Annotated in this window: 12 protein-coding genes; 8 read left to right on the top strand and 4 right to left on the bottom strand. The window is 66.3% G+C overall.

Features of this window, described 5'->3' with window-relative positions; translation table 11 throughout:
- Window positions 1-7 precede the first annotated feature (7 nt).
- From B0I00_RS03735 to B0I00_RS03725, 3 genes are read left to right on the top strand one after another with little or no spacing between them, the layout of a single operon-like run.
- Window positions 8-790: a type III pantothenate kinase gene (locus B0I00_RS03735; RefSeq protein WP_100865976.1), complete on the top strand. Its 783-nt coding sequence runs from the start codon at window positions 8-10 to the stop codon at window positions 788-790.
- Window positions 787-2,421 carry a ribonuclease J gene (locus B0I00_RS03730; RefSeq protein ID WP_100865975.1) on the top strand — a complete coding sequence of 545 codons (1,635 nt, stop codon included), beginning with the start codon at window positions 787-789 and terminating at the stop codon, window positions 2,419-2,421. The genes B0I00_RS03735 and B0I00_RS03730 overlap by 4 nt, the downstream gene beginning before the upstream one ends.
- Before the next feature lie 5 nt (window positions 2,422-2,426).
- Window positions 2,427-2,690, top strand: coding sequence for a DUF1467 family protein (locus B0I00_RS03725; protein WP_100865974.1), 264 nt, complete (start codon window positions 2,427-2,429; stop codon window positions 2,688-2,690).
- Here B0I00_RS03725 and B0I00_RS03720 read toward each other — a convergent pair.
- The gene (locus B0I00_RS03720) at window positions 2,687-5,311 is read right to left on the bottom strand and encodes a coiled-coil domain-containing protein (protein ID WP_100865973.1); all 2,625 of its coding nucleotides are present in this window, start codon (window positions 5,309-5,311) and stop codon (window positions 2,687-2,689) included. The two genes, B0I00_RS03725 and B0I00_RS03720, sit on opposite strands and share 4 nt — an antisense overlap.
- Window positions 5,312-5,382: 71 nt before the next feature.
- Between B0I00_RS03720 and B0I00_RS03715 the strand changes: the two genes are divergently transcribed.
- From B0I00_RS03715 to B0I00_RS03700, 4 genes are all read left to right on the top strand, one after another.
- On the top strand, window positions 5,383-5,685 hold the full coding sequence (locus B0I00_RS03715) for an Hpt domain-containing protein (protein WP_100865972.1): 303 nt from the start codon (window positions 5,383-5,385) through the stop codon (window positions 5,683-5,685).
- A gap of 101 nt (window positions 5,686-5,786) precedes the next feature.
- On the top strand, window positions 5,787-6,980 hold the full coding sequence (locus B0I00_RS03710; RefSeq protein WP_100865971.1) for a hypothetical protein: 1,194 nt from the start codon (window positions 5,787-5,789) through the stop codon (window positions 6,978-6,980).
- A gap of 24 nt (window positions 6,981-7,004) precedes the next feature.
- Window positions 7,005-7,973, top strand: a complete 969-nt coding sequence (locus B0I00_RS03705; RefSeq protein ID WP_100865970.1) for a hypothetical protein — start codon at window positions 7,005-7,007, stop codon at window positions 7,971-7,973.
- Between the two features lie 2 nt (window positions 7,974-7,975).
- Complete coding sequence (locus tag B0I00_RS03700; protein WP_232730098.1) at window positions 7,976-9,415, top strand: sensor histidine kinase; 1,440 nt, start codon at window positions 7,976-7,978, stop codon at window positions 9,413-9,415.
- Here the strand turns inward: B0I00_RS03700 and B0I00_RS03695 are convergent.
- From B0I00_RS03695 to gltX, 3 genes are all read right to left on the bottom strand, one after another.
- Complete coding sequence (locus tag B0I00_RS03695) at window positions 9,347-9,559, bottom strand: hypothetical protein (protein ID WP_100865969.1); 213 nt, start codon at window positions 9,557-9,559, stop codon at window positions 9,347-9,349. The two genes, B0I00_RS03700 and B0I00_RS03695, sit on opposite strands and share 69 nt — an antisense overlap.
- 63 nt (window positions 9,560-9,622) lie before the next feature.
- Window positions 9,623-10,906 carry a citrate synthase gene (locus B0I00_RS03690; RefSeq protein ID WP_100865968.1) on the bottom strand — a complete coding sequence of 428 codons (1,284 nt, stop codon included), beginning with the start codon at window positions 10,904-10,906 and terminating at the stop codon, window positions 9,623-9,625.
- A 12-nt stretch (window positions 10,907-10,918) separates the two neighbouring features.
- Window positions 10,919-12,376: a glutamate--tRNA ligase gene (gltX, locus tag B0I00_RS03685; protein WP_100865967.1), complete on the bottom strand. Its 1,458-nt coding sequence runs from the start codon at window positions 12,374-12,376 to the stop codon at window positions 10,919-10,921.
- Window positions 12,377-12,405: 29 nt separating this feature from the next.
- Between gltX and B0I00_RS03680 the strand changes: the two genes are divergently transcribed.
- Window positions 12,406-14,658, top strand: a complete 2,253-nt coding sequence (locus B0I00_RS03680) for a ComEC/Rec2 family competence protein (protein ID WP_100865966.1) — start codon at window positions 12,406-12,408, stop codon at window positions 14,656-14,658.
- The last annotated feature ends 4 nt before the right edge of the window (window positions 14,659-14,662 follow it).

Raw genomic sequence — 14,662 nt, 5'->3', positions numbered from 1 at the left:
CGCGCGAATGCTGCTTGCGATCGACAACGGCAATACCAACGTCAAGTTCGCCCTGGTCGATGATGCCGGCGGCATCGTCCAGCGCTGGCGCATTGCCACCGACATCAAGCGCACCGCCGACGAATACGCCGTGTGGCTGGTACAGCTGCTCGAGATGGAGGGCTATGCCCGCGAAGACGTCACGGCCGTGGTCATCGCTTCGGTCGTACCCCGCGCGCTGCACAACCTGCAGGAGCTGGCGAGCAAGTATTTCGGGGTCGAGGCGCTCATCGGGGGCCGCGCCCCGGTTGAATGGGGCATTGCACTCAAGGTCGACGAGCCCCGCGCGCTCGGTGCAGACCGCGCGGTCAACGCGATCGCCGCGCAGGCGCTGGAAGCGGGCGACAAGATCGTGATCAGCTTCGGCACTGCGACCACCTTTGACCATATCGGAGCGGATGGTGCCTATCTCGGCGGATCGATCGCAACCGGCGTCAGCCTTTCGCTCGACGCGCTGTACAACGCCGCTGCCATGCTCCCGCGCATCGCGATCGAACCGCCGCCGAGCGACAGTGTGATCGGCCGCGACACGGTCAGCCAGATGCAGATCGGCATTTATTGGGGCTATGTTTCGATGATCGAAGGCATGATCGCGCGGCTGAAGAAGGAAATCGGCCGTCCGGTCAAGGTAATCGCCACAGGCGGCCTTGCACCCCTGTTCCAGATGCACGCCGACCTGTTCGACCGGGTCGAGCCGGAACTTACCCTGCGCGGGATCGCGCTGCTCTATGCCAACCGGGCCGGCGCATGAAGCCGGGCAACGAACTTCTGTTCCTTGCGCTCGGCGGTTCGGGCGAGATCGGGATGAACGTCAACCTTTACGGGTGCGACGGCAAATGGCTGATGGTCGATCTGGGCATGACCTTCGGCATGAACGAATATCCGGGCATCGATCTGGTCTTTGCCGACCTCGAGTTCATCGAGGAGCGCAAGCAGGACCTCGTCGGCATCGTTCTTACCCACGCGCATGAGGATCACATCGGCGCGGTACCCTATTTCGCCGAGGAACTGGGCGTTCCTCTTTACGCGACACCGTTCACCGCGCGACTGGTCGCGGCCAAGCTTGAAGAGGCCGGTAACGCGGCGAATGTCGAACTTACGGTCATCGACCACCTCGACCGGTTCGAGCTGGGGCCTTTCGGCGTGCGTTACGTCCCGTTGGCCCACTCGATCGCCGAGGGCAACGCCCTGCTGATCGATACCCCGCATGGGCGCATTTTTCACACCGGCGACTGGAAGCTCGACGACCAGCCCCTGATCGGTGAGCCGGCGACCACCGAACAGCTCACCGCCATTGGTGACGAGGGCGTGCTGGCGCTGGTCTGCGATTCGACCAACGTGTTCAACCCCGAGCCTTCGGGATCTGAAGGAGACGTGCGCGACGGGCTGCTCGACGAAGTGGCGCGCCATCACGGCAAACGGGTGGTGGTCACCACGTTCGCTTCGAACGTGGCACGGCTGCAGACGCTGGGCGAGGTGGCGCGTGCAACCCGGCGCCAGCTTTGCGTGGCGGGCCGCTCGCTCGACCGGATCATTCGCACGGGGCAGGCGAGTGGCTATCTCAAGGATCTGCCGCCGCTGGTCGATTTTGACACGGCGATGGGCCTGCCGCGCGGCGAGGTTCTGATCCTTGCCACCGGCGGGCAGGGCGAGCCGCGCGCCGCCTTGGGCCGCATCGCCGAGGACACCCACCAGATCGCGCTCGAAGCAGGTGACGTCGTCTTGTTTTCCAGCCGCCAGATTCCGGGCAACGAGATCGCCATCGGCCGGATCCAGAACCGCCTCGCCGCGCGCGACATCACCATCGTTACAGATCGGCAGAGCCACATTCACGTTTCCGGCCATCCGGGTCGGCCGGAACTGGAAGCGCTATATGGCTGGCTACGGCCGCAAATCCTCGTGCCTGTTCACGGTGAGGTGAGGCACATGCGCGAGCAGGCCCGGCTGGGCAAGGCCAGCGGCGTTCCCAAGGCGATTGTCCAGCAGAACGGCGATCTGATACGGCTCGCCCCTGGCAAACCCGGCAAGATCAGCGAGACGCGGGCGGGCCGTTTGGTGCTGGACGGCGACATCATCGCGCCAGCGGATGGCGAGGCGCAGGTCATGCGTCGGCGCCTGGCACACAACGGCCTGGTGGTAGTCGTGCTCGACACCAAGGGCCGTCCCCATGTCGAAGCGATCGGCCTGCCGCTCGACGAGGATCTCGACGAGTTCCTGCAGGAAGCCAAGGAGGACGTCGCTGCGGCGCTGACACGCCTCAAGAAGGGGCAGCGACACGACCGCGAGGCAATAACGGAAGCGGCTCGGCTTGCAGCGCGGCGCGCGGCGCAGCGCTGGTCTGGCAAAAAGCCGCAGGTCCGCGTCATCATGCCGGAATACTGATCGCAATGAAGCTGACGTCCATCATTGCGATCTTCGCCCTGTTCTGGGTGCTGGCGGCGTTCCTTGTGCTGCCTTTTGGCGTGCGTACCCACGATGAGGCCGGCGAGGCGAAGGTTCCCGGCCAGGCCGACAGCGCGCCGGTTATCTTCCGTCCCTGGCGCGTTGCGAAGCGCGCGACGATCCTTGCCGTGATCCTGTTCGCGGCGTTCTTCGCCAACTACCGGTTCGGCTGGATCACCATGGACATGTTCGACTTCTACAGCCGCTAGGCGCGCAGCCGCTCGATCGACTGGGCTAGCGCCACGTAGAGCTTGCCCATGTCCGAAGACAGCAGGGTCACGCCCAGAGCATGACCGTCGCGGGTCGAAAGCAACTGCCGCAGCATCGCCTCGAAATCGTGGATGTAGCGGCTGACGTTGTCGCGGAAGGCGCGGTCGCCATCGTAGAGCTGCGCGATGGCCTTGGCGTCCGGCGCGTCGATCAAGCGCACCGCGCGGCGGGTGAAGATACCGCGATCGCCCTTGAGATAGGCGGCCCAGGCGGTGTCGGACACGTCGGTGTCCATGGCGCGGGCGATGTCGATCGCGTTCGAGTTGAGCGATTCATTGATCAGCGCGACGCGCCGCGCAAAATCGTTGTCGACCTGTTCCTGCGCCCGTTCGCGGGCATGGGCGACGCGCCGCTCGAGATTTCCGGCCAGGTCATTGACCTTGGCAAGCTGGTCGCGCAGCTGGATCGCCGCGGCGCGGCTGACGTCCGCGGCCTTGGCCGTTGCTTCCTCGAGCTGGCCGGCGACGTCCGCCGCGCGGCTGCGCATCACGGCATCGATAGCCGCACCGCTTTCCTCGCCCAGACGCGAGGCAAGGTCGGCAACCGCTTTGGCACTCATGTCTTCGATGCCCGACACAGCGGCGCGGGCCGAGCTGTTGAGCTGTTCGATGGCCTGCTCAAGCTGGTCCTGGGCCAGCGCGGCGACCGCCATGCTTTCGGCGCGCACCGCTTCGAGCGACTGCCGCAAGCCCTGGAGCGTGCTGGCATGCTCGGCATTGGTCCGGGCCATGTCGCCGTGGAAGGCTTGGACCGCGTCCATGGTGCCCGACAGCGTGTCACTGGTCTTCAGGACATAGTCGGACAGCGCCTCGCCGTGGCTTTCCGCCTCGGCGACCGTGCCGCGCAGCGCGACCGCGCGCTGTTCAAGTTCGGTCAGACGCGCTTCGCCCACGGCGATCGCCTGTGGCAAGTCCTTGGTGCTGTGATCGACGCTGGCGCGGATCAGTTCGAGCAAGCGCACGCTGCCATCGGTCAGCGCCGCGACGGCGCTGTCGGTGCCTTCGAGCGCATCGCGGCTCGAAACCAGCTTTTCTGCCAGGCTGGCAAGGGCCGAAGCCAGAGCTGCTTCGGCCGCGGTCCCGTGCGCGGCGATGGCGTCCATCCGCGCGGCGAACTGGTCAAGTTGCTCGGCAATATCTTGCGACTGGCCGAACAAGCGCTGGGCATGGGCGTCCTGCGCCCGCTGGCGGGCGGCGATGTCGGCGTCGAGCAATTCGAGCCGACTTGCCAGACTCTGGGCGAACTCGCCGTGACGGCGTTCGAAATCGGCGCCGCGCTTGTCGACTTCCTCGACGAACAGACGGTCGCGTTCTGCCATGCGTGCGTCGAGTTGCTCAGCCTCGGTCGAGATGGCCACGATACGGGCCCGTGCCGCTTCCATTGCCTTGTCATCGATTTCGGCGACCTTAGCGATCGCGAGGCGCAGGTCTTCCTCGAGCCTCGTGGTGGCGACGTGCCACACTTCGATGGCGGCGTTTTCACCGTCGCGCACCGAGCGGGTAATCGCCGCGCTTTCGTCGCGCACCGCGGACAGGCGCGAACGCAGCGATGCAAGGCTGGCTTCTTCGTGACCGTCAAGCGCGCTGCGCGCCTCGGTCAGTTCGTCGACCAAGGCCTTGGCGCGCGTGCGGATCGCGGCGAGAGCTTCGACCTCGTCCGAATCGATCTGGGTGCGAAACTCCTCGCTGCGGCTCGACAAAGCGGCAAAGCGTTCGGTCGCGATCGCGTCGAGTTGTTCGGCGCGGCGGGTGAACTCGGCAATGGTGGAATCGACCATGTCGCGCAGGGCGGCGACCTGGCGTTCGCTAGCCTGGCCGAACTGGTTCAGCCGGTTGAACCCCTGGACCATTTCTTCAAGCTGGCCTTTCGCGGTGCGGCCTGCCGTGGCGATGTTGTTGGTGACGTCCTTGGCGGCGCTGGCGATGACCGGCAACTGACCGCGCAGCCGCTCCATGTTGTCGAGCGCGGCTGCGCTGACAGTCCCGATCGTGTCGAGCCGGGCACCGTTGTCCTGGATAAGGCCGGACAGGCGGTCCGAATGCTGCGACAGACGGTCAGTCGCCTGGCGACCGAGGGAATCGAGGTCGCGGGCCTGCGAGGCAAGGAATTCGCGGGCGAGGCTGAGTTCGCTGTTCACGATCGACAACCGCTGCTCGAGCCGGGCAGATTCGTCGCCCAGCAGCCGGGCAGCCTGCCCGAAGCGGTAGGCCTCGCGGCGGCTGCTGCGCATCGCGATCAGCCAGGCAACCCCGACGAGCAATACCGGCACCGACCAGTCGCGGATCCAGGCGAGCCATTCGGCGGGGCTGCCGCCGGTGAGCATCCCGCCTTTGTTGACGGACACGAACAGCGCTGTCCAGGCAAGCACGGCAGTTCCGGCGATTGCGGCGACGGCAACCGCCAGACGGCTGCGACCGGAAAGGCTCGGTGCCTCTTCGTCGGGCTCCCACACCTGGTCGACGACAAGGACGTCTTCGTCCCGTTCGTCAGGCTGCGTTTGGGCCGGCGCGGCATCAGGCGCGCCGGCATCGATGGCGACGATGCGCGATCCCCCGGTCATGTCCGAAGGTTTACCATGAAGCGCTGCGCTTTAAACCCCACTTTAAGAGTTTGCGATTAGCCGTGTATACCATGGCATACGAAGCAGGAGCCCTGGATGCGACCCTTGCCGCTGCGGCGGGCGAGGATCCTGCGCTTTTTTCCGAGTTACGACAGGCATTTATCGATAGCCTTTCGAATCAGGTCGACCTTCTTCGCCGGTCGCGCTGCGACGGCAACTGGCAGATCGCGGCGTTGCGACTCAAAGGCTTGGCGGCCAGTTTTCACGCCGAACCGTTGATCGGCATGGCCGAGGAGGCGCTTGAGGCGGCGCCCGGTGAGCCGACCGTCGTGCGCCGTATCCAGGCCTACCTCGACGACTTCGCCCAGGCCTGAGCGTTGCCGGGCACGCCGCTTCGCGTCAGGCTTGGCAGGGCAGGACCGCTCCCCTAGAACCCGCGCTCGTTCCAGCGCGGAGACGAACGCTGCGAGTAGCCTTGCTGACCTTCCTGGAACTGGCCGACGCCGGCGTGCCGCGCGCCTTTCTGCGCGTGGGCGGAACAACGGTGGCACGTCAGCAGGTCGCGCTTGCGCTCGACCTCGGGTGCGAGCGGATCGTCTGCATCGCTCCCGGCATGAGGCCGGAGATCATCGAGCTCCAGCACCTTGCCGAAGCGCGTGGAGCGCAATTCCATGTCGTCGCCGGGGCGCGGGCGCTGCTCGGTCTGGTCACATCGTCTGACGAGCTGCTCGTGCTGGGCGACGGACTGTTCGCCTCGGCGGGCCTTGCCACCGATCTCCTCGGACAAGGGCAGGCCGTGCTGGTCCAACCGATAGAGCAGGGACTCGCAGCGGGTTTCGAGCGCATCGACCTGACGACTGCCAGTGCTTCGGCCATGCGTGTGCCGGGTCGGCTGGTCGATGGGCTCGGCGAATTGCCGCCGGACTGCGATGCAGCATCGTCGCTGCAGCGCCTGGCCCTGCAGAGCGGAGTTCGGCAGCGGTCGCTGCCCGGTGTCGACGGTGGTCAGCAGTTCTGGTCGCTAGTGCGTAGCGATGCCGAGGCGCAGAGCCTTGAACCGCAATGGATTCGGCAACGGACCAGCGACGATCGACCGCTCTATCCTTCGCGGTTCCTGGCTCTGGCATTCGTTCGCGGCCTTGGCCCCAGCCTGCTCCATGCCGGCAGCGGCGCCACGCACCTTGCGATCGGGGCGGCGATGATGGCGGCAATCGCAGTGGCTGCTGGCTGGCTCGGCTTCTTTGCCACTGGCCTGATATTCTGCGCGGTCGGCTGGCTGTGCCGCGAGATTGCGGCCCTTCTGGCGCGGGTTGAGACGGGCCTGTTGCAGGGTCGGCACCAAGTGTTGGCGCAGGTCGGCAGCTATGGCTGGATGGTCGATGCGATCATTATTGGCCTTGTCGGCTGGGGGTCGACAACGCTTCCCTTGCAGGATCTGCCCTATCGCTTCTTCCCGGCCTTCATGCTTGTCGCGCTGATGAGGATCATTCCCGGGCTTTCCCAGGCGCGGTGGACTGCCTGGCTGGGTGACCGCGCAGCTCTCGCGCTCGGCCTTGCGGCGGCGCTTGGCGCGGGGGTTGGAACCATCGCCGTCCACGCCGGCGCGGTGGCGGCGGCGCTGGCAGGAATCCTTGTTCCGCGTCTCACAAAGCGGCTAACGCGGCCTTAACCCTATCGCTATATGGGGAAGGGAATGATCGCCAGCGATGTCCCTGCCGTGCCTCCACCCAGCGCCGAAGACCTTCTGCGTGACGAACTGGCCGTGGGAGATGCACAGCTTGGAACCTACGCACCCATCTTGCGCCACCTGCTGGCCAGCGACGAACATTCGGTCTTCAGCGACGAGATCATCGCCCGCGTTCGTGGAATGATGGCGGACCTTGCCCGTCAGGTGGTCGAGGATATGGCTGCCTCGACCGAAGACGATATGCTTCGCAGCCATGATCCAGTCGCGATAGGCGCGCTCGTCGCCCGTTTCGCCGGCCACGAAGGCCTGCTGAAGCACTGTCATGCGCTCGCGCTGGAGTGGCATCTGACCCAGACCCTGCAAGGGCGCCTGGCACTAGATCCGGTGCTCTCACCGTTGCTGCAGGCGCTGATCGCGTCGAGCGAGACCACGACAGCGTCGCAGGCCATGGCCTTGCTCGCCGCCCAGGCGCGTTTTGCCCAGACGCAGCGGCGCATGCAGTTGCCGCTTGCGGAACTGCCCGGCGACCTCTTGTTCGCCGTCCTCGTCGCGCTCCGAGCCTACGGTGCAGAAGATCCACAGCGATCCGACGCCTGCGCCCGTGCCGAAAGCGCGATTCGCGCCAGGTTCGACGAAGGACGCAGCCGGCTTGGCCTGATGTCGCGTCTGCTGACAGGGATGGGCGCAGGCCTGACGGCCGCACTGTCGGTCAGCCATGCCGGCGCAGGTCTGTTTCTCTCGGCTCTCGCCATGGCGACGGGGCAGGACCGCGACCATGTGGTCATGACAACCAGCGAGGGCCAGTATGCCCGCTTGTACCTTTCGCTGCGCGCCGCGGGGCTAAAGCCGCATGTGGTGGAAGAACAGTTCATGGCGCTGTTCCCCGACGTCACGTTGCCGGATGACTTCGACCAACTTGGTGCCGATCGTGCGGCGGCGCTGCTTGCCGGTGCCGGTCACTACGCCGGCTATTGAACGTGCAGCACCCAGCCTCATCCCAGGCGCAGGCGCTATGCGACGGCGCCGATCGCCTCATCAGCGCGGAAGAGCCGCTGGCCGGCCTGCAGATGCGGTGCGGCGGCGAAATCCCCGGTGAAATTGCGATCCCCGCCCTGCTCGAACTGGTGCGCAAGGTGCGCGCCTACAACCTCAAGCTGGCACGAACGATCCGAGCGTCGGACGGGCGCGACAGCATCACCGCCTGGATCGAGGCGCAGCCCGAAGGCGAAGGCGTCGCCATTGCGATCCGTTCGTGGCAGACGGTCCCGTTGCCGGCCGAGGATCCGGCCGAGGTCGCCGAGCACCGGGCCGCGATCGATCGCACCCTGGCGGAACTATCCGCGCGCCTTGACGCGCAGCAAGGCGTGCTGACCGTCGAAAGCGATGCGCCTGACCTTGCCGACCTTACCGCCGCGATGCAGGCCGGGTTCGGCCGGCCGTGGACCGATTTTGTATCGATTGCCGGTAGCAGCCATCAGCAACCGATGCATTGGCGCCTTCTCGACGGGGCCAACCTGACCGTTGCCGGATCGGACCGTTCCTGGCGAGCGGCGCTCTTTCCGCAGCAGGCTCCGGGGCAGGAGCCGACGGGCTTCGAGTTGTGCCTGACCGCCGAACAGCCGCTGGCGGCGCAGTCTGCTGTCCCTTTGGTTCCAGCCGCTCCGGTCCTGCCGCAGAACGAACCCGGCCTGGTCGGACGCGACATAGCGCCCGTCTTGCGCCAGCCGATCGCGCGGATCATCGCCAATGCCGAGACCATCCGCACCCGCATGGCCGGGCCCCTTGCCGAGGAGTACAGCCAGTACGCTGCCGACATCGCCTCGGCTGGGCAGCACCTGCTCTCGCTGGTCGAGGATCTGGCCGATCTCGAGGTGGTCGAAGCGGATGATTTCAACACCGCGCCTGACCGCATCGACCTGGCCGATGTGGCGCGGCGCGCAGCCGGGATCCTTGCGGTCCGCGCACAGGAACGCGGTATCGCGATCGATCCGCCGCGAATTGGCGAACACCTGCCGGCCATCGCCGAGTTTCGCCGGGTGCTGCAGGTCCTGCTCAATCTCGTCGGAAACGCGATCCGCTATTCGCCCGACAATTCGCAGGTCTGGATCCGGCTTGAACCCGACGGCGCGCGGGCCAAGGTAATTGTCGCGGATCAAGGGCCGGGCCTGACCCAGGAGCAGCAGGGCCGCGTGTTCGAGAAGTTCGAGCGGCTCGGCCGCAGCGACGAAAGCGGGTCGGGGCTCGGCCTCTACATCTCGCGCCGGCTGGCGCGGGCGATGGGCGGCGAACTGACAGTGGAAAGCGCGCCGGGACAAGGCGCACGGTTCATCCTCGACGTGCCGGGCGATCTACTCGCCGCCGCTCCCGTCACGTGCCCCAAGCCAGACGAGCAGGCCGCCAACGGCAGCGGTGACTGAGCCGTAGAGCGCCCATTGCGGGTCGCCCAGCATGAAGCTTGAACCGGGCCACATGATGAGGCCAAGGCCCTGACCGGTCCAGAGCAGCCCCATGAGGACCATCAGGGTGCCGACGACGAGCAGCACCGCGCGCGCGATTGCCATCCTATTCCCTCCCGGACGGCGACTATCCGATAGCCGCCGCCGGAAGCGAACCTGCGCGACTGTTCAGCGCTTGTCGAGCGGAACGTAGTCGCGCTGCGTCGGCCCGGTGTAGAGCTGGCGCGGTCGACCGATCTTCTGGCCGGGATCGCTGATCATCTCGTTCCATTGCGCAACCCAGCCGACGGTGCGGGCGAGGGCGAAAAGCGCCGTGAACATGGTGGTCGGGAACCCGATCGCCGAGAGGATGACGCCCGAATAGAAATCGACGTTGGGGAACAGCTTCTTCTCGACGAAATAGTCGTCGTTCAGCGCCATTTCCTCGAGCCGCAGGGCAACTTCGAAGACCGGATCGCTGACCTTCAGGGCATCGAACACCTCGCGCACGGTCTTCTGCATCACGGTCGCGCGCGGATCGTAATTCTTGTACACGCGGTGGCCGAAGCCCATCAGGCGGAACGGGTCGTTCTTGTCCTTGGCGCGTTCGATGTAATGCGGAATCTTGTCGGGCGTGCCGATCTCGTGAAGCATGTTCAGCGCGGCTTCGTTGGCACCCCCGTGGGCGGGTCCCCACAGGCATGCGATGCCTGCCGCGATGCAAGCGAAGGGGTTCGCACCAGACGAGCCGGCGAGGCGCACCGTGCTGGTCGAGGCGTTCTGCTCGTGGTCGGCATGGAGGATGAAGATCCGGTCCAGCGCCTTCTCGACTGCCGGGACCACCTCGTATTCCTCGGCCGGCACGCCGAAGGTCATGCGCAGGAAGTTGCCGGTGTAGGACAGGTTGTTGTCGGGATAGAGGAACGGCTGCCCGACCGAATACTTGTAGGCCATGGCCGCGATGGTCGGCATCTTTGCGATCAGGCGATGGCTGCTGATCTTGCGGTGCTGCGGATCGGAAATGTCGGTGCTGTCGTGGTAGAATGCCGAGAGGGCCCCGACGACGCCGCACATGATCGCCATCGGGTGCGCATCGCGCCGGAACCCGCGGTAAAACGTTGCAAGCTGCTCGTGCAGCATGGTGTGCCGCGTGATCGTCGTCTCGAAGGTCTTGAGCTCATCCGCGCTCGGCAGCTCTCCGTTGAGCAGAAGGTAGCTCACTTCCATGAAGCTCGAATGTTCGGCCAGCTGCCCGATCGGATAGCCGCGGTGCAGCAGCACGCCTTCGTCACCGTCGATATAGGTCAGTGCACTTTCGCAGCTGGCCGTGCTGGTGAAGCCGGGATCGAAGGTGAACATCCCGGTCTGGCCATAGAGCTTGCGTATATCGATGACGTCTGGGCCGACCGAACCCGACACGACCGGATAGTCGAACTGGCCGCCTTCGGTGTTGAGTGATGCAGTCTTAGACACCGTTCTTGCTCCTCAATCGTGTATTGCCGTGGCAGGAAGGGCCTGCGCGTCGATCCGCGCGAGGCTTTCCTCCCGACCCAGCAAGACCAAAACGTCGAAAATTCCCGGGGATGTCGTCTGTCCGGTCAGCGCGGCGCGCAGCGGCTGGGCAAGCTTGCCCAGGCCCAGGCCGCGTTCGGCCGCCATGGCCTTCAGTGCTTCTTCCAGCGCTTCGAGCGACCAGTCGTTTGTCATCCCCAACCGCTGCGCCACGGCGCCAAGCAGGCTGCGGGACTCGTCGGTCAGCAGAGCGGCGGCCTTGTCCTCAATCGCCAGAGGGCGCCGGGCGAACAGGAAAGCCGCGCCGGACGCCAGCTCGTTAAGATTCTTCGCCCGCACTTTGAGCACCGGCATGGCCCTGGCGAGCAAGGCCTGATCGACCGCACCCGCCATGCGCGGCGCGACGAGAGCTGCCAGACGCGCATCGTCGGCCTCGCGCAGGTAGTGCCCGTTGAGGTTCTGCAGTTTCGCCAGGTCGAAGCGCGACGCGCCCTTGCCGACATGGCCGATGTCGAACCATTCGACCGCCTGTTCGCGGCTGATGATCTCATCGTCGCCATGCCCCCAGCCGAGCCGGAGCAGGTAGTTGAACAGCGCTTCGGGCAGGATGCCCATCTCATCGCGATAGGCATCGACTCCCAGCGCGCCGTGCCGCTTGGACAACTTGGCCCCGTCCGCACCGTGGATCAACGGCACGTGGCCATAAGCCGGATCCGGCCAGCCCCCCTCGACCGCATCCATTCCGCGAATGATCAGCAACTGGCGGAAGGCGTTGTTGATGTGATCGTCGCCGCGAATGACGTGGGTGACGCCCATGTCGTGATCGTCGACCACCACGGCCAGCATGTACGTCGGCGTGCCGTCCGAACGCAGCAGAATGAAATCGTCGAGTTCGGCATTGGCGACCGTTATCGACCCCTGGACCAGGTCGTCGATCGTGGTTTCGCCATCGCGCGGGGCCTTGACCCGCACGACGTAGGGCTTGTCGGCGGGCCAGGCTTCGGGCGATGAATCGCGCCATTCGCTGTCTATGCGGAACGGCCGCCGCTCGGCCTGGGCTAGCTCGCGGCGGGCGGCCAGTTCCTCGCTGGTCAGATAGCAGCGATAGGCATGGCCCGCTTCGAGCAAGGCATGCGCCACCTCGGCATGGCGACCGGACCGAGCGAACTGAAAGGTCGCCGGCTCGTCGCCCATCAGGCCAAGCCAGTCGAGCCCGTCGAAGATCGCCTCGATCGCCGGCTCGGTCGAACGGGCGCGGTCGGTATCCTCGATCCGTAGCAGGTACCTGCCGCCGGTATGCCGCGCGTAGAGCCAGTTGAACAACGCGGTTCTGGCGCCGCCGATATGAAGGAAGCCGGTGGGCGAGGGAGCAAAGCGCGTGACCACGGACGTGCCCGTGCCTCCCGCGTCATGTCCGCTTCCGCTTGCCATCGACCGTCCCTTCCTGTCACTTGCGAGCCATGGCCAGCCGAGTTCCGCCAACTGTGCCGATGGGCGATGCAGAGCCCGACGGCGCTGCACTGCAACACGGCCCTTGGCGCAACCGGATCGACTTGTCCAGCGCACTCGCGCATGGCGAATCGTTCCTTTCGCGGGCCGGTTTCGATCGGGCTCCGTGGACAATCGTCGCGCTCGGCGCGGGAATCGCGGCGTGGTTCCTGCTGCCGACATCGTGGCACTGGCTAGCCTGGGCCAGCCTGTGCCTCTCGTGTGGCCTGCTCGGGCTGGCGCTGATCGGTCCAAGCGGCAACTTTCCCTATATCCGGCAATCGCTTGTGGTCATGACTTCTGTGGCTGCGGCAGGCACACTTCTGGTCTGGGGCAAGTCGTCGCTGGTGGGCACACCGCCCATTGCGCGGCCGATGGTCGCGGTCATCGATGGGACCGTGCTCGACCGGGACGAACAGCCCGCCCAGCACCGGGTGCGGCTGACCCTGGCGACGCGCGAGCCCGGGACCGCCCGGCCGATCAAGGTGCGGCTCAATCTCGACCTTGCCCGAGACCGCATGGACCTGGTGCGTGGCACCACGCTTAAGTTGCGCGCGAGGCTCGTCCCGCCGGCTCCGCCAATGTTGCCGGGCGGGTACGATTTCGCCCGTTCGGCGTGGTTTTCGGGTCTCGCCGCGACGGGCAGCGTGTTGGGCGACGTCACCGTGTTGTCGCGGGGCGGGTCGGACCATGATCTCGCGCGCATCCAGCAGGCGCTGTCGCAGCACGTTCGCGCCAACCTGGGCGGTTCGCCGGGGACGATTGCGGCGGCGTTCGCCAGCGGGGATCGCGGCGCGATCGCGGCTGCCGACGAAGAGGCGATGCGCGACGCCGGACTGACCCACCTGCTGTCCATCAGTGGTCTGCACGTCAGCGCCGTCATCGCGGCCGCCTATGTTCTCGCCCTACGTCTGCTCGGACTGATCCCGTGGCTCGCCTTAAGGGTGCGCCTGCCCCTTGTCGCGGCGGCCAGCGGCGCGGTGACGGGGATCGGGTACACCCTGCTGACCGGAGCCGAAGTGCCGACGATCCGGTCGTGCATTGGCGCGCTCCTGGTGCTTGTCGCGCTCGCTCTAGGCCGCGAAGCCTTGTCGATGCGGATGGTGGCCGTGGGCGCGGGCGCGATCCTGCTGATCTGGCCCGAAGCCCTGGTCGGCCCCAGCTTCCAGATGAGCTTTGCCGCCGTTACCGCCATTGTCGCCCTGCATTCCGCGCCGCGCATCAAGGCGCTGTTTCAGGCGCGGGAGGAGCCTTGGTACGCAAAGCTCGGTCGCCAGGTCGGCTCGTTGCTGCTGACCGGCATCGTGATCGAACTGGCGCTGATGCCGATCGGCCTGTTCCATTTCCACCGTGCCGGGGTCTACGGGGCGCTCGCCAATGTCGTGGCGATCCCGCTCACCACCTTCGTGTCCATGCCCTTGATTGCGCTCGCGCTGCTGTTCGACACGCTTGGGCTCGGCGCGCCGCTGTGGTGGCTGGCGGGCAAGTCGCTCGAACTTCTGCTTGCCCTGGCGCACTGGACCGCCTCGTTCCCTGGCGCGGTGACGCTGCTGCCAGCTATGGGCGGCGGCGCCCTTGCGCTGTTTGTCCTTGGCGGTCTGTGGCTGGCCCTGTGGCGCGATCGCGTCCGATTGCTCGGCCTTGCCCCCGCTATTCTCGGTGCGGTCCTGCTGTCGGCAACAGAGGCGCCGGACGTTCTTGTCTCGGGCGACGGGCGCCACGTCGGGATTACGGGCGAGGGGAGAGACTTGCTGGTCCTGCGCGATAGCCGCAGCGACTTTGCCCGCGACAACCTGAGCGAACTGGCCGGGATGAACGGCGAAGTGCGGCTTATCGCCGATTGGCCGGGCGGCGAATGCAATGCCGACTTCTGCGCTTTGCGGCTCGATCGCTCCGGCCGCGCCTGGGACCTGCTGATTGCGCGCGGCAAGGATTACGTCGACGAGCGCGCGCTGGCCGCGGTCTGCGACCGCGTCGATGTGGTGATCGCCGCCCGCTACCTGCCCCGGTCATGCCGGCCGCGCTGGATCAAGGCCGACAGGCGCCTGCTCGACCGGAGCGGCGGGTTGGCGATAGACCTCGATGATGCAAACATTCGCACGGTGGCGCAGGGACAGGGGCAACACGGTTGGTGGAACCCGCAGGCGCGGGTCTTCAGCGTCCGCCCCTTGGCTCCAGACGCAAGCAGGGCGCCGCGACCCACCGGCCCGACGCCCCGCGATTGAACCC

Source organism: Novosphingobium kunmingense, assembly GCF_002813245.1.
GTDB classification, from domain to species: Bacteria; Pseudomonadota; Alphaproteobacteria; order Sphingomonadales; family Sphingomonadaceae; genus Novosphingobium; species Novosphingobium kunmingense.
The sequence above is the reverse complement of the archived record's forward strand: the minus strand, read 5'-3'. Positions and strand labels throughout refer to the sequence as shown.